The sequence below is a fragment of the Pseudomonas sp. S3_G06 genome (assembly GCF_054667565.1).
On record NZ_CP162738.1, the window covers coordinates 4426534 to 4447761 of the forward strand.

General features: G+C 62.1%; 18 protein-coding genes. 6 read left to right on the forward strand and 12 right to left on the reverse strand.

Going from position 1 to position 21228, the window contains the following annotated elements; all coding sequences use genetic code 11:
* The first annotated feature begins 38 nt into the window (after positions 1 to 38).
* The gene (locus AB4N47_RS19885; RefSeq protein ID WP_024011435.1) at positions 39 to 485 is read left to right on the forward strand and encodes a TadE/TadG family type IV pilus assembly protein; all 447 of its coding nucleotides are present in this window, start codon (positions 39 to 41) and stop codon (positions 483 to 485) included.
* On the forward strand, positions 482 to 3244 hold the full coding sequence (locus AB4N47_RS19890; RefSeq protein ID WP_341638529.1) for a PAS domain-containing sensor histidine kinase: 2763 nt from the start codon (positions 482 to 484) through the stop codon (positions 3242 to 3244). Before AB4N47_RS19885 ends, AB4N47_RS19890 begins: the two co-directional genes overlap by 4 nt.
* On the opposite strand, the gene AB4N47_RS19895 is transcribed toward AB4N47_RS19890, so the two are convergent.
* From AB4N47_RS19895 to AB4N47_RS19915, 5 genes are all read right to left on the reverse strand, one after another.
* On the reverse strand, positions 3229 to 5226 hold the full coding sequence (locus AB4N47_RS19895) for a pilus assembly protein TadG-related protein (RefSeq protein WP_460154319.1): 1998 nt from the start codon (positions 5224 to 5226) through the stop codon (positions 3229 to 3231). The two genes, AB4N47_RS19890 and AB4N47_RS19895, sit on opposite strands and share 16 nt — an antisense overlap.
* Before the next feature lie 219 nt (positions 5227 to 5445).
* A complete protein-coding gene (locus AB4N47_RS19900; protein ID WP_041480657.1) occupies positions 5446 to 6003 on the reverse strand; it encodes a DUF4136 domain-containing protein in 558 nt (185 codons plus the stop codon).
* A gap of 41 nt (positions 6004 to 6044) precedes the next feature.
* The gene (locus AB4N47_RS19905; RefSeq protein ID WP_341638527.1) at positions 6045 to 6656 is read right to left on the reverse strand and encodes a DUF4136 domain-containing protein; all 612 of its coding nucleotides are present in this window, start codon (positions 6654 to 6656) and stop codon (positions 6045 to 6047) included.
* Positions 6657 to 6668: 12 nt separating this feature from the next.
* Complete coding sequence (locus AB4N47_RS19910) at positions 6669 to 7418, reverse strand: methyltransferase (RefSeq protein ID WP_073471798.1); 750 nt, start codon at positions 7416 to 7418, stop codon at positions 6669 to 6671.
* Positions 7418 to 7720 (reverse strand): MazG-like family protein, encoded by a 303-nt coding sequence (locus AB4N47_RS19915; RefSeq protein ID WP_016771852.1) that lies wholly within the window; start codon positions 7718 to 7720, stop codon positions 7418 to 7420. The genes AB4N47_RS19910 and AB4N47_RS19915 overlap by 1 nt, the downstream gene beginning before the upstream one ends.
* Positions 7721 to 7965: 245 nt before the next feature.
* On the opposite strand from AB4N47_RS19915, the gene AB4N47_RS19920 reads away from it, so the two are divergent.
* Positions 7966 to 8259 (forward strand): hypothetical protein, encoded by a 294-nt coding sequence (locus tag AB4N47_RS19920; protein ID WP_016771853.1) that lies wholly within the window; start codon positions 7966 to 7968, stop codon positions 8257 to 8259.
* Between the two features lie 57 nt (positions 8260 to 8316).
* On the opposite strand, the gene AB4N47_RS19925 is transcribed toward AB4N47_RS19920, so the two are convergent.
* Entirely contained in the window at positions 8317 to 8592 is a 276-nt protein-coding gene (locus AB4N47_RS19925; RefSeq protein WP_460154320.1) for a hypothetical protein, read from the reverse strand.
* Between the two features lie 324 nt (positions 8593 to 8916).
* Between AB4N47_RS19925 and AB4N47_RS19930 the strand changes: the two genes are divergently transcribed.
* Positions 8917 to 10266: an MATE family efflux transporter gene (locus tag AB4N47_RS19930; RefSeq protein WP_341638525.1), complete on the forward strand. Its 1350-nt coding sequence runs from the start codon at positions 8917 to 8919 to the stop codon at positions 10264 to 10266.
* A 9-nt stretch (positions 10267 to 10275) separates the two neighbouring features.
* Here AB4N47_RS19930 and AB4N47_RS19935 read toward each other — a convergent pair whose 3' ends face one another.
* The 6 genes from AB4N47_RS19935 to AB4N47_RS19960 all read right to left on the reverse strand — a co-directional run bounded on the left by AB4N47_RS19935 (position 10276) and on the right by AB4N47_RS19960 (position 16964).
* A complete protein-coding gene (locus AB4N47_RS19935) occupies positions 10276 to 11067 on the reverse strand; it encodes a DUF4123 domain-containing protein (protein WP_016771855.1) in 792 nt (263 codons plus the stop codon).
* A complete protein-coding gene (locus tag AB4N47_RS19940) occupies positions 11064 to 12410 on the reverse strand; it encodes a type VI secretion system Vgr family protein (RefSeq protein ID WP_341638524.1) in 1347 nt (448 codons plus the stop codon). Before AB4N47_RS19940 ends, AB4N47_RS19935 begins: the two co-directional genes overlap by 4 nt.
* A gap of 233 nt (positions 12411 to 12643) precedes the next feature.
* Positions 12644 to 14557 carry an arginine decarboxylase gene (speA, locus tag AB4N47_RS19945; protein WP_016771856.1) on the reverse strand — a complete coding sequence of 638 codons (1914 nt, stop codon included), beginning with the start codon at positions 14555 to 14557 and terminating at the stop codon, positions 12644 to 12646.
* A gap of 220 nt (positions 14558 to 14777) precedes the next feature.
* Positions 14778 to 15149, reverse strand: coding sequence for a translation initiation factor Sui1 (locus AB4N47_RS19950; protein ID WP_007914613.1), 372 nt, complete (start codon positions 15147 to 15149; stop codon positions 14778 to 14780).
* A 186-nt stretch (positions 15150 to 15335) separates the two neighbouring features.
* Positions 15336 to 15893 (reverse strand): NUDIX hydrolase, encoded by a 558-nt coding sequence (locus AB4N47_RS19955; protein WP_122508639.1) that lies wholly within the window; start codon positions 15891 to 15893, stop codon positions 15336 to 15338.
* Positions 15894 to 15896: 3 nt separating this feature from the next.
* Positions 15897 to 16964 (reverse strand): DUF2333 family protein, encoded by a 1068-nt coding sequence (locus AB4N47_RS19960; RefSeq protein WP_016771859.1) that lies wholly within the window; start codon positions 16962 to 16964, stop codon positions 15897 to 15899.
* Between the two features lie 415 nt (positions 16965 to 17379).
* On the opposite strand from AB4N47_RS19960, the gene gcbA reads away from it, so the two are divergent.
* Both gcbA and AB4N47_RS19970 read left to right on the forward strand, forming a co-directional pair.
* Entirely contained in the window at positions 17380 to 19050 is a 1671-nt protein-coding gene (gcbA, locus tag AB4N47_RS19965; protein WP_016771860.1) for a diguanylate cyclase GcbA, read from the forward strand.
* Between the two features lie 954 nt (positions 19051 to 20004).
* Positions 20005 to 21048, forward strand: a complete 1044-nt coding sequence (locus AB4N47_RS19970; protein WP_374190761.1) for a methyl-accepting chemotaxis protein — start codon at positions 20005 to 20007, stop codon at positions 21046 to 21048.
* Positions 21049 to 21228: the final 180 nt, after the last annotated feature.

The window sequence follows — 21228 nt, forward strand, 5'->3', positions numbered from 1 at the left end:
GCTGATACTACGCAGTGACTGTCAGGGTAGACGCACGCATGAAAAACGGCTTTCGCAGGTCGCAAAAAGGTGCGGTGGCGATCGAATTCGCCTTGGTGTTCATCATCTTTTTCGCAGTGTTTTACGGGTTGGTCAGCTACGGCCTGCCCTTCGTGATGATGCAATCGTTCAACCAGGCCACCGCCGAGGCGGTGCGCCGCAGCGTTGCGGTGGACCCGACCACGCCGAACTATTCGACGGTGGTGGTCAACACCGCCAATGCCGCGCTGACCCAACAACTGCAATGGCTGCCCTCGGCCTTGAATCTGGTGGTCGGCACCGACACCAGTGCGGCCTACGACGCGGGGACTGGCACCCTGACCGTCAGCGTCAATTACCCGGTGAGCAAGCTCAATCAGATCATGCCGTTTCTGGTGCTGCCCGGGATCGGCACGGTGCCCAATCTGCCGACGCACCTGACCGCCCGCTCGAGCCTGCAATTTTGACCGCCGGCGATAAGCTTTTCGGGCGCTTGCTCAAGCGCGCCCCCGTCGCAGCCCACGACTTGCCGGACCACCTCGGCGCGCCGCCGATCGGCCTGCATTTTTATCTGGATGGCAACGGCGATGTATTGCAGATCGCCGGCCCGCTGCGGCATTTGCTCGCCCAGCACAAACCCCAGGGTCAGCCGCTGCCGCTCAGCGCCTATCTGCTGCCGCACAGTCTGCTGACCATCGAAGGTCAGCCGAGGGACTGGCACGGGCAATTACTCGATCTGGATTTCACTGGCTTGAATGATCAGCCGCTGCACCTGCGCGGCTGGGTGCAGCCACTAAACGATGGCTGGCAACTGCAGATGCTCGACATCGCTGACCTGTTGCTCGAACGTCAGCAAGCGCGCGACCGCGACGCCTGCCAGACCCTCGCCGCGCAGGTCAGCGATCGTCTGCGCACGTGCAGCCTGACGCGTCTGCCGACGGTGCTTGGCGAACAATTGCAGGCCATCGCCCAGCGCTGGCACATCCCCTGCCTCGCCGTGGCGTTACTGGATGAACAGGCCCAGGGCTGGCAGATTCATCAACAGTTTCGCGGCCATGACGCTCCACAATTGTGGGAGGACGGCCAGCCATTGGGCACGCCGCTGGACAGCCTCAACGGCAGCGCGCCGCAACGCCTCGCCGGCCCGCAGGGCCGCTATGAACATTCGCGATTGCAGGCCACGTTCGGCAACGCCAACGGGTTCGCTGTGCCCTACAGCAATGATCAAGGCGTGGTCGCCTGGCTGCTTTGCGGGTTTTATACGGTCGACAACGTGGCGCCATGGCTGACCGATCGTGACTGGCTGACGTTGGCCGGCGCGCTGGCCGGACCGCTGCTCAGCCGCTTGCGCGAGCAGCGCCATGTGCAATCGATGGAGCGCCTTGATTCCCTGCAAAACCTTCTCGGCACTGGCTGGTGGGAAATCAGTGCCGAAGAGCAGATTACGCTGGCGCCGACGCTGGCCTCGGCACTGAATCTCAGCGATCGCCTGCTGCCGGTAGAAGACTGGCTGTCGCTGTTTCATCCCGCCGATCGCGCCGAGTTGCGCAGCCGCCTGCGCGCCCTGCAACTGCAAGGAGAAGCGCTGACCCTGAGCGTGCGTCTGCACCGCGCGGAGGTCGGCGCAGCAGCGACGTGGTATCGGATTCAGGGCCAGGTCAGCGGCACCGGTGAGCATCGGCGTCTGGTCGGGTTCATGCTCGACATCAGCGACATCCAGAATCAACAACAGCGCGCCGCTGCCGCCCATGCGCGGCTGGATAATCTGATTGCCAGTTCACCGGCGGTGATCTACGTGCAGCGCTATGCAGAAGGTGCGCTGATCCCGGCGTTTTTCAGCGCCAGCCTGCAACCCTTGCTGGGCTGGACGCTGGAAGATTGCGATGCAGCAACACTGGTCGAGCGCGTGCATCCCGACGACCGTGAACTGTATTTCCAGCGCAACCGCCAGTTGCTGCGCGAAGGTTCGGTGCGTGCGCGTTATCGCCTGCGCGACAGCCGTGGCGACTATCACTGGCTGCTCGATGAGGCAAAACTGCTGCGCAACGATCTCGGCCTGCCGGTCGAGGCGGTGGGCCTGTGGCTGGACGTCACCGACGCGACGCTTGCCGCCGAGCAGGTGCGGCAAAGCGAAGAGCGCTACCGGATTCTGGTCGAGGACTCGCCGGCGATGATCTGCCGTTATCGCCCTGACCTGACGCTGATCTTTGGCAACCGACCGTTGGCGACTTATCTGGAATGCACCCCGGAACAACTGCCCGGGGTTGATCTGGGTGGCTGGATGTCCGAAGAACAGCGCGGCGCTTTTGTGCAGCGCCTGAGCCAACTGACCCCGCAACAGCCAGTGAGTACAGCGGAAATCAGCCTGCAATTGCCCGGACGCGAACACGCCTGGTGGGTCTGGTCGGATCGCGGCGTGTTCGATGAGCAGGGACAGTTGATCGAAGTGCAAGCGGTGGGCCGCGACAACACCGAGGTGCGCCGCTCGCAACAGCAACTCACGCAAAGCGCGAAAATGGCCACCCTCGGCGAAATGGCCACCGGCCTTGCCCACGAGATCAATCAACCGCTGAACGTGATGCGCATGGCCATCGTCAACGTGCTCAAGCGCCTCGGCAACGGTGAGGTGCAGGTCGATTATCTGACCGACAAACTCAACCGCATCGACGCTCAGGTTCAACGCGCGGCGAAGGTGGTCGACCACATGCGCGTGTTCGGCCGGCGCTCGGAAATCGAACAACAGTTGTTCAATCCGGCCCAAGCCATCGAAGGCACCCTGTCGCTACTGGCCGAAGGCATGCGCGGCAAAGGTGTCGATCTGCGCATCAGTGAGACCGGTTTCGAGGCGCAGGTGCGCGGCTACGTCGATCAGTTGGAGCAGGTGCTGATCAACCTGATGGTCAACGCCCGTGACGCCCTGCTCGGCAAGCGCGAGCACGACCCGGCATTCAAACCGTGGATTTCAATCTACGCCGAGCGTGACGAGGAAAGCGTGCGGCTGTGGGTCGAGGACAATGGCGGCGGTATCGATCCGCGATTGCTGGAGCGGATCTTCGAGCCGTTCTTCACCACCAAGCCGATTGGCGTCGGCACCGGTCTGGGCCTGTCGGTGAGCTACGGCATCATCGCCAACATGGGCGGGCAATTGAGCGTGCGCAACTCCACGGAGGGCGCACGGTTCTGCATCGAATTGCCGATTGCCACGGATGATCAGATCACCAGATAGGCCTTGCCGGTCTGCCCGCAGGTCATGTTGGCGCCCACCTCGGTGTTCATCAGATTGATGCCCAGGCCTTTGAGCAAATTGTTCAACAACGGGTCGAGCAAGGGACTGATCAAACCGGTGACCACTGGCAACAAACGGTTGCTGACGTCGCTGATCAACGAAGCCACACCGGTGACGACAGCGCCCAGCGGGTTGCTGCCCACGGGTTTGTAGACGATCAGGTTGATGCCCGACAGGGTATTCGCCAGGCTGCCGACGATGTTGCTGGTCGGCGCGGCCGGTAGCACGCTGGGCGGCAGTTTCAGATTGGCCGGGGTGGCGAAGGGTGTGGTGCTTGAGAACAGCAGATTCTGCGTGGTCTGCGCGACGCTGGTGTCGAGTTTGATGGCGATGCCGCCCGCGCCGTATTGCACGTGGGAGGCGGCATCGCAACTGCCGATGCCGAGAATCCTGTGGCAGGTGATGATGCCGAGATCGACCAGCGGCAGCGGCGCCACCGTTGGTTCGGCGACTGAAGAGAACGCCGCGACAGGATCGATCTTGCCGAGTTTGAGATCTGCCAGAGAGGTCGTGGTGGCGGCAGTCAGGCTTTTGCTGCCGCTGTCGTCGGTCGGGCAGCGGTAATCGGTGACATAGCTTTTCGCCCCGCCGGCATCCAGCGCGATGTCGATCTGCGGTGAGGGCAGCAGCTTCGGATCGAGCTGTTGGCAACCGGCACCCAACAGGCAGAACACTGAATTGATTGTGTCCACCAGATTCAGGCTCAACAGCGCATTGAGCGTCGGCGTCAGCGTACCGACCAGGCCCAGCACCGCATTGGTCAGCCCCGTCACCCCCGTGAGCACCGGCAGATTCACCGACAGCAGCGTGCGCACCTGCGCAGTGCGCACATAAATCCGGTCCGGTCCCAACGGATCGGCCTTGGCCCGCGCCGGGTCGCCAATCGCCGAGAACTGCGGCGGTTCGATCACCTTCACCCGCACCGTGACACCGGCCAGCCCCAGCACGTTGACCGGCAAGGTCGCCGCCACCGCGCTCTTGCTGTTGGCCAGTTGCACCACGCCTTGCACCAGTTGCAGCAATTGCAGATTGGCATCCAGCCCCGCCGCCGTAGTGCCGGTCTGCAGTTGCAGGATCTCGCCGAGTCTGACCGGCGCCGCATTGATGGCGGCGACCTGCAACTGGCCCAGCGCGGTGACCACTTGCGCGGTCGCACCGTTGAGCTGCACCACCGTCGCTGCGGCCTGAATCAACTGCGTCACCGTCGCTTGGGTATTGACTAATTGCGTGTAGTTGCCGGCGCCGACGTTGAGGTCGATGGCCAGTTGATCGAGGTATTTGAGCAGGTTGATATCGGTGTGCAGCAGACCGTCCCAGCCCACCGCCGTGAGGTTGACGTTGCCGCCGAGCAACCCGGAAAACAGCGGATTGAGGATGTTCGACTGCGCCGTGTCGATGCTGGCGAGGGTGCTGCGAATATTCAGTTGGGCGACGGTCGGCTGCGGTTTCGCGGCAACTGCCGAAGCATTGAGCGTGGTATTGAGGCTGACCGGCGTGGCGCTGAACAGCGCCTGCACACCGCCAGCAAAACTGCTGGTGACCGTACGACTGGCAGCGACCTTGACTGCGCTTGATTGCGTGGCATCGACAGTGAAACTGCGCAAACCGCTGGCAGCGGTGGCCAGTGTGCCGCAAGTGGTGACGAGCGTATTGGCGGCATCGACCACGTAACCATTGCGCAGCGCACTTTGCCCGGCATAACTGGCGGCGGTCAGCCCGGGCAGGCAATTGCCGCCGCGACTGACCGCTTCGAGGGCGGCGGTATCGACGACCCGCTGCAATTTGCGCTGTTCCATGTACAAGCGACCGCTGTCGACCACCAGCAACATCATCACCAGCGCCATACTCAGGGTGGCGGCCGCCATCAAGCCGATCGCCCCGCGTTGCCGGGCCGGGCCGTTGCCTTGCGATCCTGGCGACATGGCGCACTCCTTTGCCGGCGCAGTGCCGAGCGCTACCTCCGTTAATGAAAAAGAGTGTAGACGCGGTCGGTCGAGAGTGCTGGCGTCGCGCCATTCCTGTCAGCACCGCCACTGTGGGAGCGAGCCTGCTCGCGAAAGCGTCGTGCCAGAGGATTCAATGCTGCATGACACACCGCCTTCGCGAGCAGGCTCGCTCCCACAGGGACGGTTCAGAGCGGTTCAACGCGGTGGATAGTTGGCCAGAATCCTTGCGACGGTCTCGCGAATGGCATTGCTGCGGTCAGCCGGATTCGGGCGGTTGCTGAGCATTTGCTCATCGCTGCCACGCCAGACCAGTTTGCCGTCCTTGCCGTCGAGCAGGTCGATCTGAATGGTCGCGACCTTGTAGGTGATGTTGCGCGTTTCGTTGTACATCGGCGCGCCCCAGTAGCCGTTCCACGGGCCGCCCCAACCGCCGCCGTAATTGGTTGTCACCTGCTGCTGCCGGTCCTCGACGATCAGATAGGTCTGCACGCTCAGATCACCTTTGCCGCCGCCGGCAGCCGGGCGCAAACCGCGCTGATCGAGTTGATCGGACACCGCCTGGCGGATGCGCTGTTCGGTGAGGTCGCTTTTGATGCGCGGATCATCGGGGCGATATTGCAGGGCCGGGTCTTTCCAGCTCCAGCTGCGATAAGCGGCAAAGTCGCGGCTGGCGTCGAAATCGTGATTGACCTGATTGGCGGCGCAGGCACTGAGCAGCGCGGCAACAGCGAGTAGAGCGAGACGGCGGAACATGATTTTTCTCCGGGTGAAGGCATGAACCTGCTGACACGACGTCAGCTGGGAGGATACGCCGCCATGGCTTTTTCCACAGCCTCGCGAATCGCGTCGGCGCGTTCGATCTGATTGCCCTGGGTGCCGGTCTCGGCGCTGGCGCTCCACACCGGCTGACCGGTGCCGGCATCGAACAGATCCACCCGCACCACCACGACCTGCTCCTGATAAGTGCGCATGACCGGCACGCTGTTGTACATGCCGTAACCGCGACCATAACGATCATAGCCGCCGTATCCGCCGTAGTAGCCGTAGTCGTCGCGAACCTGACGCAAACGGGTTTCCAGACGCAGGTCGGCGCTGACCAGCAGGTCGGCCGGGCGGTTGTCGCGCATCGGCCGCAAGCCGCGTTGGTCGAGGGCGTTGCTGACCGCCTCGGCCACTTGCGCCGAGTCAGCCCACGCCGTGCCCGGCGGCAACTGCCCGTCGCGCCAGGCCCAATTGCGGTAGCGCCCGTAATCCCGCGGCGGCGCCGGGTAGGCGCTGCGGTCGAAGGTGGTGGCGGCTTGCGGCGGTGCCGGCGGCAACGGCCGTGACTGGGCCACGTAGGGGTTGCTGCCCTGGCAAGCGGCCAACCCCAGACTTATCAGCAATAACCCGCATCGAGCTTTCATGTCGCGCTCCGCTCAGATCGGCCGGCAGATCCAGTGCAAGTAACGCCCAAGCCCGGCGAAGCCTGGGTGACGACGGTGCGCGAGTTCCATTTCCAGCAAGTCCGCCAGTTCGGCGCGGGCCTGGAATTCCACCGGCATGTAATCGTGAAATACCCGTACGCCGCTTTGACTTTCGACCTGCCACATACCGGCGAGTTGCGTTGCCAATTCCCGTGGGTCGAGAGGCTGCTGCGGGGTCAGGCTCTGCTTCTCGCCGGCCATGACGTTCTTGCGCATTTTCTTGAAATGGCCCTTGAGCAGATTGCGATAAATCAGCGCGTCACGGTTGTAGAAGGCCAGCGACAGCCAGCCGCCGGGCTTGGTCAACTGGTGCAGCACCGGCAGGATCGCGTGGGGCTCGGCGAGCCATTCCAGCACGGCGTGGCAGATCACCAGATCGTAGGGCTCGGTGAGCTGACCGGGCAGTTCCTGCCACGGCGCCTGAATGAATGTCGCGGTGTGTCCGGCTTCGGCAAAACGCTGGCGCGCGCCTTCGAGCATCGGTTCGGCCGGTTCGGTGAAGGTGACGTCATGACCGCGCTCGGCCAGCCACAGCGACATATGCCCCAGGCCCCCGCCGATATCCAGCACACGCAGGGGACGGTCCGGCAAAGCCTCGCTCAGGTCGGCCTGCAGCACGGCGAGGCGAATCGCGCCTTTGGCGCCGCCGTAGATTTTTTCGGCGAAGCGCGTGGCCAACTGGTCGAAATGACGGTCGCTCATCAGCTGAACCGCCGTTCGCTGTCGGCGAGCTTGGCGCGCACCACTTCATTCATGTCCAGACCCAGTTCGCTGCACAGCAGCAACAGATACAGAACGATATCGCCGACTTCCTGCCCGGCATGCGCGAGTTTGTCCGCCGGTAACTGGCGTGACTGGTCTTCCGTCAGCCACTGGAAGATTTCCACCAGCTCGGCCATTTCGACGCTGGCGGCCATGGCGAGGTTTTTCGGGCTGTGAAATTGCCGCCAGTCATTGCGGTCACGAATGGCGTGCAGGCGTTCGGTCAGTTCTACAAGGTTCATCGGGCTCTCCTGAAGACGCATAGCTTCGGGGGGATGCGGGCTGAAGGCAAGCAGCGCAGATGATCAATTGTGGGGGCGAGCCTGCTCGCGAAGGCGGTGGATCATCCAGACCGGATTTGCCTGACACGCCGCCTTCGCGAGCAAGCTCGCTCCCACACATGATCCGGGCAAACCTTCTATCATGCAGGGAACTCGGCCGCCCTCGGCGTGGCCCAAGGCTCAGCTCTTTCATCAGGGATGCACACATGCGTGTAGAAAGCTTTTTCGAATGGCTCGGCCAGGCACTCGGTTCGGTCATCCGCTTTATCGTCGATGGCCTCAGTGGCCTGTTCAACATGCTCAGCAATGCCGGCAGCAACTTTGTCGATGGCCTGGCGCAAACGCTGGGGATGGACACCTCGATCATCAGCATCATCGCGCTGATCGTTGGCTTGATGCTGTTATGGTCGGCGATTCGGGCGTTCATGAATGCGTCGATCATTGCCGGGATCATCTGGCTGTTGCTGGGGTTGTGGTTGTTGAGCTGGATTATTCACTGATCACCTTCCCCTCTTTCAGCTCGGCGAAGAGGGGAAGGTGGGACATCAATCAGGTTTTTACTCAATCGAGGTTGTTTTTTCTTCGACGACATACGAGATATCGATGTCCCGGTGAGCATGAATAACGATCGGATGCGCACTTGAATAGTCCAGTGTGTTATCCGTCAGGACCAATGCCATTGTTTCCACATGGGTCACCGGACAAGCTACTTTTGTGGAGTCGAAATACGGGTAATCCAGGCGGAAGTAACCCGACGGATTTTTTTTCAGCTTGGCAGGCGTCAAAAAAACCTGGTTGCAATCCACCGCTCGCTCGATCTCAGCTTTGATCACGACATTAGACTCGCCTCGTCGCTACGCTTTTTCAACCAGATGATGTGCTTTCTGTAGGGTTGGCTGACCGGCGCGTTCTCTGCGCTGTCAAAGTAACCGGTCGAGCGAAGTGTTCTGGCTACAGCGTTGGAAACTTCGGTGATGATGCTCTGGGTATGGTCCATATATCGCCTATGCAGATTGGGTGGTAGTTAATTTCAAGGCGATTCAAACCCGGGCAAGGGCCACACGTGCGGTAGATATGTATATCGTGGAATTCAAAGACCACGGGTACAGCAAATCTTCAGCGAATGGATACAATCCCCGCTCCCCCAAGGAGCCTGCATGTCCTCTCTGATTACCGACTGGCGCGATCGCCCGACTCACCGCAAGGTCTGGGCGCTGGCTGCGCCGATGATTCTTTCCAATATTTCCGTGCCGCTGGTGGCGCTGGTCGACAGCACTGTCATCGGCCACCTGCCGCACGCCCATCAACTGGGTGCGGTGGCGGTCGGTGCAAGTCTGTACACGTTTCTGGCCTGGGCGATGGGTTTTCTGCGCATGGGCACCACCGGGTTTGCCGCGCAGGCTGCCGGGCGCAGCGATGGCGCGGCGTTGCGGCAGATTCTCTTGCAGGGCCTGCTGCTGGCGATGGGGCTGGCCGTCGTGCTCGGCACTCTTGGCGTGCCGCTCAGTGGCGTTGCCCTGCACTTCATGCAACCGTCGGCTGAACTGGATCAGCTGACCCGGGAGTTTTTCCACACGCGTCTGTTTGGCTTGCCCGCAGCGCTGGCGACGTATGCGCTGGTCGGCTGGTTCCTCGGCACGCAGAACGCGCGGGCGCCGCTGGCGATTCTGCTGAGCACCAACCTGATCAACATTGTCCTAAATCTGTGGTTTGTCATCGGCCTTCACTGGGGCGTGGTCGGCTCGGCGCGCGCTTCGGTAATCGCCGAATGGAGCGGCGCCCTGCTCGGCCTGTGGCTGACGCGCACAGCGTTGCGCGCCTATCCGGGGCAGATCATCTGGTCGGCGCTGAAAGTCTGGCAGAGTTGGCGCCCGCTGCTGGCGGTCAACCGGGACATTTTCATCCGCAGCCTCGCCCTGCAATCGGTGTTTTTCCTGATCACCGTGCAAGGCGCGCGGATCGGCGATGCGACTGTGGCGGCCAATGCGCTGCTGCTCAACGGCCTGCTGCTGACGGCCCATGCACTGGACGGACTGGCGCATGCCGTTGAAGCCTTGTGCGGCCATGCCATCGGCGCCCGGGATCGCCTGGCCTTGCGTCGATCGCTGGTAGTGGCCGGCGGCTGGTCGCTGATCGCCAGCCTCGGGTTCGCTGTGCTGTTTCTGCTCGCCGGGCACCTGTTCATCGAGATGCAGACCGACATTCAGAGCGTGCGCGACACGGCGTTCATCTATCTGCCCTACCTCGCCGTGCTGCCGCTGATTGCGGTGTGGAGTTACCTGCTCGACGGTTTGTTCATCGGCGCCACCCGTGCGCGGGAAATGCGCAACGGCATGCTGCTGACGGTGCTGCTGTTGCTGCCGTTCGCCTGGTTTTTGCAGGCCTTGGGCAATCACGGCCTGTGGATATCTTTTCTGCTGTTCATGGTCTTGCGCAGCGTGACCCTTGGCGCGCAAGCCTTGTGGCTCAAGCGCAGCGATGGCTGGTTCAGCGGCAAGGCTCACTGACCAGAAAAGTCAGTCCGCCGCGCCCCACTGCCGACGCAGAAAGTCGAGCCGTTCCGGCTGGGTCAGTCCGGCCGGCGGCACGACCAGCACGGCGCGCGGATTGAGCAGGCGCAGCCACAGCCAGCCATCCAGCACGGCACGATCGCTGAAACCCAGCGCCAGACCTTGTTGCACATGCACAGCGATCGTCTGGTAATCAACCCTCAGAGACTGGCACCAGCGCCAGATGTGCTGCTCCAGCAAACAGGTCTGCAGACGCTCGCGCTGGCGCCGGGTCAGGCTTTCTTCGATGCCCAAAGGTTCGACGAGCAGACCGGGATTGCGCAGCTGTTGCCAGCCCTGACTGCCGATGGCGCGGTCCGCCCAAGTGCCGCCAAACCAGCGCAACTGGCGGATTGGCCCGAGCCAGCGACTCAGTTGCGTGGCGTCACAGGCGTCGAAGAAATAACTGGCGGTCTGACGGTTGTAATAGCTGAGCAAGGCCCGATGATTCAAACCGAACGAGACGGTAAGCATGCGCTGCAAGTGGCTGAGCAGCTGCTGCGCCGGTATCTCGCAGCTCAGTAACAGACCGCGCCAGGTGTCCGGGTCGCGCAGGCACAGGGCGGTCAATGCCGGGCTCTCGCGCAAATCGACGAGGACCGGACCGTGCTCACTGACCGGCTGAAATTCGGTGCCGTCGAACAAGCGGTGCCGCTGCACATCGGCAAACCCTTGGCGCAAGGTCAGCAGGGCGCGTGCCGCGTCCGGGGTGTCGAGCAACAGCCATTGCGCCATGGGCTCAAGCGCCGCGCCGCTCATCGTGCGCTGCTCTGATCGAGCGCGGTGAGCAGCCGGCAACTGCACACGGACTCGGCGCAGTGGTTGAAGCTGCCACCGCCCGGCATCAGGCACAGCAACAGCAACGGCTCGCCAGACTGCAACGATTGCTGCAACCCATCGCTCACCAGCAGTTCGGGGAGCGATACCGGTTCATCGTCCTCGACCGCAGCCTCTGGCAACACCGAGGGCTGGAGCACGCCACTGACCACCGGCTGATCGGGATCGCCCTCTAGAAAACTCACCACCACCTCCACGCCATCGGCGAGTGCCGCCGAGGGCAGCTCGTTCAGGTCAGGCGCGAGGGGCAGCCAGCAATGGCTCGGCGCTGCGCCTTCGCCCTGATACAGCCAGTCGAATTGCACCGCCACCGGCCGCGCGCGATCCGGCTGCGGCTCATCGACGCTGACTACCCAGGCCCGCTGCAAGCTGTGCATGCGCTGCTTGGACTGCGCAGCGGCGGGCGCACAGACGGGTACCCGCGCGGCCGCGAACAGGCGATTGCAATAGGGCGATTCGAGAGATTGATCGGCACGGTGTTCGATGCGGGTCAGCAGCCATGGCCGGTTGCATTCGAGGAAAGGATGGCCGTCCAGCGGCAACCACTGACCACTGCGCAAGGCCGGCAGATCGCTGTGGCCTTCGGCATCGGGGCCTCGCTGGCTGGCCTGCGAGTCTTCGCGCAGTCGCCATTGGCGGACGGCTGGAGCGACGCCCTGCTGGTCATGCTCGCCCTGATAGTGCGCGACGTCTGCCTGGGGCATCCGCGTCGGATCGTCGCCGAACACCAGGCAGTGCCTGTCGCGGTGATGCTCGAAGTAATAGTGAATGCGCGCCTCTGCGCACAGGCGCTGGAGCAGTTGCAGATCGGATTCGCGGTATTGCGTGCAGAAGGTGCGGGCCGGGTAGTCGCTGTGCAACTCGTAACGTCGCTGCTGGCCGACGATGCCATGTTCGCGCAGCACCTGTTCGATGATCTGCGGCACGCAGCGGCCGCTGAAGATGCGCTGGCTCAAACGCAGGTCGAGGCAGTCGACCCTCGGCCCGAGACGTACTCGGCACAAACGCAAGCCATGGCCGTGCTCGTGCTGGACAAGGCTGTGCAATTGCCCGTGCACACCCTGGTCGGGCGCGCCGAAACACAGAAACGCAGAACGGTGCAGCAGGCCGGCTAGATCCAGATGCGGATCGTCGATCACCACATCGATCTCGAAGGCGAAGGGTTCGCTGAGCGCTTCCCTTCCGGTAAAGGCGAGAACTTCGAAGGGGTCGGACAGGCCCGCTACATCGAGACGAAACGACGGCTCGTTGACTGGATCGAACATGGGCGGATCTCTACAGGAGGGGCGGCCGGGGATTCTCGCCGAGAGGCATGGCCGAGTAGAGAGGCGAAGTACAACTTAGGAAATGACCTACGCGAAAAGCAGACCAGATGAGTTTGCTGACCGTGATAGCACAGGTTTTCGAGAAAAAATCAGGAGATGTCCCACCGGGTTGTCCGACTTTTCCACAGCTTGCGGAAAAAAATCAGACAACCCGGCCGGAGCGCTATCGGGTCTCAGGAAGACAGATAGGAGGAGCGGGTCAGGCCCAGACGCAAGGCATCGAGGAACTGCGTGCGCTCGCTGGCACTGATGCGGGCACTGGCGCACTTGTCGCGGTAGTGAGTCATCAGTTCTTCCGGCGACAAGTGCACGTAACGCAGCATGTCTTCGATGGTGTCGTGGGTCTCGATACCGGCGTGGTACACGCTGCCATCGGCGTTCTGGTAGATGTTCACCGAGTCGGTGTCACCGAACAGGTTGTGCATGTCACCGAGGATTTCCTGATAGGCGCCGACCAGGAACACGCCCAGCAGGTAATCTTCGCCTTCATTCAACGCGTGCACCGGCAGGCTGGTTTCGATGCTCTGCTCGTCGACGTACTGGTTGATCTTGCCGTCGGAGTCGCAGGTCAGATCCTGCAGCACCGCGCGGCGCAGCGGCTCTTCGTCGAGGCGATGCAGCGGGATGATCGGCAACACCTGATCGATCGCCCAGGTGTCCGGCAGGCTCTGGAACACCGAGAAGTTGCAGATGTACTTGTCGGCCAGCTTGTCGTTGAGTTCGTCGAGCACCTGGCGGTGCGAACGCTGACGCGCCTTCAGCGAGTTGTGCAAGCGCCGGCACACGGCGAAGTAGCACTGCTCGGCCAGGGCTTTTTCCGCCAGGGTCAGCTTGCCATCGGCATACTGCGCGGCCACGTCGCTCATGTAGTGGGTGGCGCGCCAGTAGGTTTCGGTGACCATTTCGATGTCGGTCGGGCCGAGCAGATCGACCAGCCACTGCACGGTTTCCGGCAGGCTTTCCTTGTTTTCGATCAGCGGGATTTCGTCGTTGTGTTTCTCGACGTCGGTGACCTGCACCACCAGCATTGCGTGGTGCGCCGTCAGCGAGCGGCCGCTTTCGGAGAAGATGTGCGGATGCGGCAGGCTCTGCGCGTCGCAGAATTCCTTGAGCATGCCGACCACGACGCCGGCGTAATCGTCCATGTCGTAGTTGATCGAACTGGCGTTGCGCGAGTGGGTACCGTCGTAGTCGACACCGAGGCCGCCGCCGACGTCGATGTGATCGACCGGCAGACCGAGGTTGCGCAATTCGCCGTAATAACGGATCGCTTCCTTGAAGCCGTGCTGGTAGTCAGCGAGGTTGGCGATCTGCGAACCCATGTGGAAGTGCAGCAGGCGGATGCCCTGATCGAGGCCGGCGCCACGGAAACGCTCAACCACCGACAGCAGCTGTGCCGCCGACAGACCGAATTTGGATTTCTCGCCACCGGTGTCGGCCCACTTCGACGAGGCCAGCGACGACAGGCGCACGCGCAGGCCCACCTGCGGCTTGACCTTCAGCGAGGCGGCTTCTTCGATCACCAGGCCGACTTCGGATTCTTTCTCGATAACGATGAACACGTTGTGGCCGAGCTTCTGGCCCATCAGCGCCAGACGGATGAACTCGCGGTCCTTGTAACCGTTGCAGACGATGGTGCCGCCCTTCGGCGCCAGCGCCAGCACCGCCAGCAGCTCAGGCTTGGAGCCGGCTTCCAGACCGATGGAGACGTTCTGGGTGGCGATGATGTTCTCGATCACCGCTTCCTGCTGGTTGACCTTGATCGGGTACAACGCAGTGTATTTGCTCTGGTATTCCAGGCGCTCGATGTTCGAATCGAAAGCACCGGTCAACTGACGGACACGGTCTTGCAGGATGTCGGGGAACCGCACCAGCAGCGGCAAGGACAAACCGCTCTTGCGCAGTTGGTCGACTTGCTCGAACAGATCGATAGGCGAGCTGCTCGGGCCGTTCGGACGTACTTCGACGCGACCGGCTTCATTGATCGCGAAATACCCGGCCCCCCAATGGCGAATCCCGTAAACGCTGCGGCTGTCCGCAACTGTCCATTGGCTGCCATCGTCTTTACGTGTGCGTCGTACGGACATCGAAGTCCCCTATAAAGAAGTCAGAGTGCGTCGCCTGACGTTCAGGCCGGCGCAGTCTAAAGAATGAAAATGACGGTTCGTCAGTGCGGCGGTAGACCGCACTGACTGCGTGGAGTTTAGAAACCGGTCATGAACAGGCTCTGTGAAAACCATGGCGACGACGCCGGATCCGAGAACACTCGAAGCCGGATCAAGCCGCCGGAGGGTTTCACAGAGGCTGCTAGCCGCCGGATTTCTTCGCTTTGAAACCGTGCTTGATCAGCTCTGCCAAGAGTAGCTCGACGTGATCGCCCTGGATTTCGATGATGCCGTCCTTCAGCGCCCCGCCGGTGCCACAACGTTTCTTCAACGTCGTCGCCAGCTCCTTGAGCGCGTCTTCGGCCAGAGGCACGCCGGTGATGGTGGTCACCGTCTTGCCGCCACGCCCTTTGCTTTCGCGACGCACGCGGGCAATGCCGTCACCGGCCGGGATCACGGTTTGTTTGCAGATACAGGCGTCCACCGGCTTGCTGCATTCCGGGCAATGACGACCTGCGTCGGTGGAAAATACCAGGCCGCCCAGGGCGGCGAAGGATGCGGCTTTCTTGGCCACCGGCAATCCTCTCGGGAGGACAAAGACTGATCGCAACCTTGGGCAAGGTCAGCGACCGCGAAGCCCCACTCAGGCAGGGGCAGCGCTACTGCATCGGCGCTTTTTGGGAAGCATTCGGTGCAGTTTGAAAAGGTCGCGCAGTGTAACGGCAAAAATCGCGATTGCTAAGTGCCAATCGGCGCCAATTCATGTGTTCTTTGCGACGTTGCTTTGCTGCGCCTTGAGATAGCGCTTCAGCGCGGCCAGAGAGTCCGGGCAATAAGGCTTTTCGCTGATTTCGCGCATGACCTGTTCGACGGGGATGAATCGCGCTTCGAGGACTTCTTCCGGCTGCAATTTCAGCGGCCCGTCCCACACGGCGGAAAACGCCGAACACCACAGGCGGTTGCCGGTGTCTTCGAAGTAGAAGTGATCGTGAGCGATGAGTTCGACGCCGCTGACGCCCAGCTCTTCTGCAAGCTCGCGCGCCGCCGACTCGGCATAACTTTCGTCGGCCTGAACCATGCCGCCTGCGGCAACATCCCAGTAACCGGGGTAAATCGCCTTGCTCAACGTGCGCCGGTGCACGCACAGCTCACCGGCGGAATTGAACAGCATGATGTAGGTGCCACGGCCAATCAGCCCGCGCTCGCGCAAATCGGAGCGCACCAGCGCGCCGAGCAAGTTGTCCTGCTCGTCGACCCAGGCGATCTGTTCGGCGTCCGAGGCGGCGCGATGGGCCGCCTCTCTTGTGCTCTGGCTCACTTATCAGCCCTGATTGAGCAGTTGACGCAAATCGATCACCGCAGCGTTGGCCCGGGAAATGTAGTTGGCCATGACCAGCGAGTGGTTGGCCAACACGCCGAAACCGCTGCCATTGAGGATCATCGGGCTCCACACCGGCTCTTGCGAAGCCTCCAGCTCACGGATGATCTGGCGCACGCTGACGGTGGCGTTCTTCTTCGCCAGCACATCGGCGAAGTCGACCTCGATGGCACGCAGGAGATGCGACAGCGCCCAGGCCTGACCGCGTGCTTCGTAGAACACGTTGTCGATCTGCATCCACGGGGTTTCCACGACTTCTTCGTCTACCTGCGGCACTTCGCCGACTGCCGGAACTTCGGTCTTCAGCGCGGTATTGAGCTTGACCCGACCGACACTGGCCGACAGGCGTTGCGACAGCGAACCGAGACGGGTACCGACATCGCCCAGCCAGTTGTTGAGGTTGTCGGCGCGGGCGTAGAACAGCGCGTTTTTCTGATTCGGATCCGACAAGCGCGACTGATAACGGCTCAGGGAGTTGATGCCTTCCTGGTATTCCGACTCGCTGGACGGCAGCACCCAGCTCTTGTTGTCGAAGTTGAAGCGTGGTTCGGCCTTGGCCAGATCGGCGTCTTCGGCCGACTGCGATTGCGAACGGGCAAAATCCTTGCGCAGGGCGCGGGTCAGGTCACGCACCTGCACCAGCACGCCATATTCCCAGCTCGGCGTGTTGTCCATCCACAGACCCGGCGGGAAACGGTCATTGGAAATGTAACCGCCCGGCTTGTTGAGCAAGGTGCCGGCAACGGTCTTCAGGGTCTCGACCGTGGTGTAGCCGACCACCATTTGCTTGCCCTCTTTCTCGGCAGCCACCTGGGCGTTCTGCGCCACCGGAAACAGCTCCGGTTCCTGGCTCCAGTACCAGCCCAGCGCGATGGTGACCAGCAAATACAGACCGACCACTGTGGCCAGCGCCCGGCTGAACAGCAGCCCGCCGACATAGCTGCGGGTGGCCGACTTGGGCTCGGCGGCACGTTCAGGCGCGCTGCCCGCGCGGTTTTTCCAGTCCAGCATGGCGATATCCTTTCAATCACTTGGGTTCAACGGTTCGACCACAACCATACAACAACGTGCCAAGGCCGGGCACCCGTCGCTAACGATAAGCCGCAAATGGTGCGGCCCGATGACGCTTCGCGACACACTAAGGGATTCCCTGATACGGCAACGCCAGCAACGCAGTGAACTCTGATCTGGATTCGGCCCGAGCAGCGATGTACAAATTCCCGACTGTTCTGCCCTGCCCTTCAAGTCAAGCGTCCGGATTTCGGGCATCTGACTGACCTGCAAGTGCATGAGAAAACCACCCGGTCAGAAACTGAATCGTGTCGTCCAGCAGATTATTGACGTACGACACTCGTCTAAGGGAAAAGAGGTGCTAGCATAGAGCCACCAGTCGATCTCAGCATGCACCCTAACTAGTAGTCAGGATATGACCGAGCCAGAAGACCCCAGCCGTGAGCGTCTCAAGCACCACTTTGCCCAGCGGGTAATTCATCAGGCACGTCAGATTCTTGAGATATGGCAGCGCCTGCAACGTAGCGAGTGGTCCACCGTCGATCTTGCCGAACTGAGCGAGGCGAATCTGCGTCTGCTGCGTTTTGCCGAGCGTTTCGAACAGCCGGAACACACCCAGTTGGCGCACCACATCAGCCAGTCGTTGCAAGCGGTGGATGCCAACCGTGGGCGCCTCAGCAGCGGCCTGATCACTGATCTGAATCGGTTGATGCAGCGCCTGTCGCGTACCGGCCTGCGCCATGGTGATCAGCTCGACCAGACTTTCCTGCCGCCGCTGCGCAAGCCGATCTACGTAATGTTGCAGGATCACGACCGCGCCGAACGCCTGGCCAAGCAGCTCGAATTCTTTGGCCTCAGCGCGCAGGCACTGGACAGCGTGGCAGCGTTTCGTTCGTCGATGGTCGAGCGCTTGCCCGCGGCTATCGTCATGGACGTGGATTTCAGTGGCCCCGGCATCGGCCTGAAACTCGCCGCCGAAGCTCAGGTCGGCCTCGAAGAACCCCTGCCGCTGCTGTTCTTCAGCCTGCACGAAACCGACACCCCGACCCGCCTCGCCGCCGTGCGCGCCGGTGGCCAGGAATTCCTCACCGGCACCCTTGAAGCCTCGAGCCTGCTGGAAAAAATCGAAGTGCTGACCTGCGTTGCCCAGTACGAGCCCTATAAAGTGCTGATCATCGACGACTCGCGCGCCCAGGCCTTGCACACCGAGCGCCTGCTCAACAGCGCCGGGATTGTCACCCGCACCCTGATCGAACCGATTCAGGCAATGGCCGAACTGGCGGATTTCCAGCCGGACCTGATCATCCTCGACATGTACATGCCGGCCTGCACCGGCACCGAGCTGGCCAAAGTCATCCGTCACAACGACCGCTACGTCAGCGTGCCGATCATTTACCTGTCGGCCGAGGATGATCTGGACAAGCAGCTCGACGCCATGAGCGAGGGCGGCGATGACTTCCTGACCAAGCCGATCAAACCGCGACACCTGATCACCACTGTGCGCAACCGCGCCGCGCGGGCGCGCAATCTCAAGGCGCGGATGGTTCGCGACAGCCTCACCGGCCTGTACAACCACACGCACATCCTGCAATTGCTCGAAGACTGCTCGTTCCGCGCCCGCCGCGAGAACAAGCCGCTGAGCTTTGCCATGCTCGATATCGACCACTTCAAACGGGTCAACGACAGCCACGGCCACCCCATGGGCGACCGTGTGATCAAGAGCCTGGCGCTGTTTCTCAAGCAGCGGTTGCGCAAGACCGACTTCATCGGCCGTTACGGCGGCGAAGAGTTCGCAATTGTCATGCCCGACACCGATATCGATGCGGCGCACAAAGTCCTCGACGAGATTCGTCAGCGCTTCGCCGAGATTCATTACCCGGCGCAGCCGCAGGACCTGTGGTGCACGTTCAGCGCCGGCGTGGTGGAAATGTGCGATGACTCCGACAGCCTGATGATGGCCAGCCAGGCCGACGAGGCGCTGTACCGCGCCAAAGGTGCCGGACGCAATCGGGTGCAGACCGCGCGACAGTCAAAGCAAAGTGCCACTTTTTCATCGGAATCTACTGATTCGGTCATAACCTTGTAATAGAACCGCAATAAATTCAGGCGCTTACCATTCCTGCCGTTGGTAGCCGTCATGCGCCTGAAGTTGCTCACCAATCTCAACACCTTGCTGCTGGTCGCCGTCTGCGTGGCCCTTGGCGCCACGCTGTGGTGGTCGCAAAAAGCCCTCGAACGCCCCTATCTGTTGATGGAGCGTTATCTCGGGCTGTCGCAACAATTTCAGAACGAGGTTGCGCGCAACGTTGAGGATTACCTCGCCAGCGGTGACGCGCTGCGCCTGAGCAGCGCCGCCCAGGCCATAGACAGCGTGCACAAGCAACTGGGTGAGCTGCCCCCGGCGCTGGCCGACAGCGTGCAGCCAAGCCTGTCGAGCCTTGATGAATTCAGCAAAACCGACCTGCTCGCCGCCGGCAAACTGGCGGGCGATCCGCAGGCGCTGCTGTTGCAGGCCGAACGCGAACTCAGCGCCAGCCTCGATCAGCTCAACACCTACGCCAATGGCAACGCCGCCTACCTTGCACCACTGCTCGCCGCATCGCAGCATCTGGGCAAACTTTCGCTGGCGCGGGACAAACTGGTTAGCAGCGGGCGCAGTGAACTGGCTGCCGATGTCGAGCGCGAAGTGAGCAACATGCGCGCCCAGGCCGAAGCCATCGATGCCCTGCCCTTGCTCGGTGTGGTCGCCAGCAACGAATCGAGCAACGACGATTTTGCCGCGTTGATGGGCATCGAAAACACCGACAAAGCTGCCGCCGAAGATGCCGGTGTCGCCCTTAAACGTGAACTGAACAGTTTGCTTGGCCGCTATCCGGCGGAACTGGCGCGCACCCGCGAACAGATCCAGAAACGCGCCGATCTCAGCGCCGCCACCCACGAAAAAATCACCAGAGTGCAACACGCCATTGCCGGCCTCGAACCGGTGGTACGCGCGCAACACGGGCAGATCCAGGGCGAAGTACGCCTGATGCAAGGCGTGATGATCGGGCTGATTCTACTGATCGCCCTGCTCATCGATACCTTGCAGCGGCGCCTGGCCCGCACCCTGACCAACCTCGCGCCGGCATTGTCGACTTGGGCCGAGGGCGATTTCAGTCGCGACATCCAACTGGGCAAGACCAATCGCGAATTGCACGACATCGAAGCGTCGCTCAATCGCTTGCGCGCCTATCTGGTGGATCTGGTCGGCACCATTCGCGGCAATGCCGAGCAAGTCGCGGGCAGCAGCCGCACCCTTGCGGAACTGAGCAATGACCTGCACAGCGGCGCCGAGCATCAGGCCGGCGATACCGCGCTGATTCGCGACTCGCTGGGTGAACTCGAGGCGACCATTCAGCAAGTGGCCGGCGATGCCCGGCAGGCTGCGGACGCCAGCCGTCATGCCGGACTGGCCGTCGAGCATGGCCAGACGGTGATCGGCCAGAGCCTGACCGGGCTGCATGCGCTGGTCGGTGAAGTTCAAGGCAATGCGCAGATGATCGAACATCTGGCCGAAGAGTCGGCAACCATTGGCGGCGTGCTGACGGTGATTCGTTCGATTGCGGATCAGACCAATCTGCTCGCCCTGAACGCCGCAATCGAGGCGGCCCGCGCCGGGGAGATGGGTCGTGGATTTGCAGTCGTAGCCGAGGAGGTGCGCTCGCTGGCACAACGCACCGCTGGGGCCACGGCGGAAATCCAGACGCTGATCGCCGGCCTGCAGACCGCCGCGCGGCAATCGGTCGAAGGCATGCGCGCGCAGGTCGAACACGCCGAAGCCACGGCCAGTCAGGCGCAAGCGGCCGACGGTGCATTGGACAAAATCGTCGGCGCGATCCAGACCATCGCCGACACCGCCGTGCGCATCGCTGATGTCACTGCGCAGCAAAGTGGCGCGGTCAGCGAGATCCGCGATCACAGCGAGCGCATTCATCAATTGGGTGGGGATAACCTGCTGCGCATCGGCCAAGGGCGCGAACAGGGCGAGAACCTGTTGATTCTCGGCGGCCAATTGCATACGGCCGTTCAGGCCTTCCGCGTCTGACACACCGCCTTCGCCAGCAGGCTCGCTCCCACTTTGGAATGCATGCCCCTGTGGGAGCGAGCCTGCTCGCGAAGAGGCCCTTGCCAACATCGCGAATGACCGGATCAGCTCACCCGGTCACAAATTTCGCGCAAACATCGCCCATCGTGCCGCCTATTGCATGGAACTGGACAGTCACAA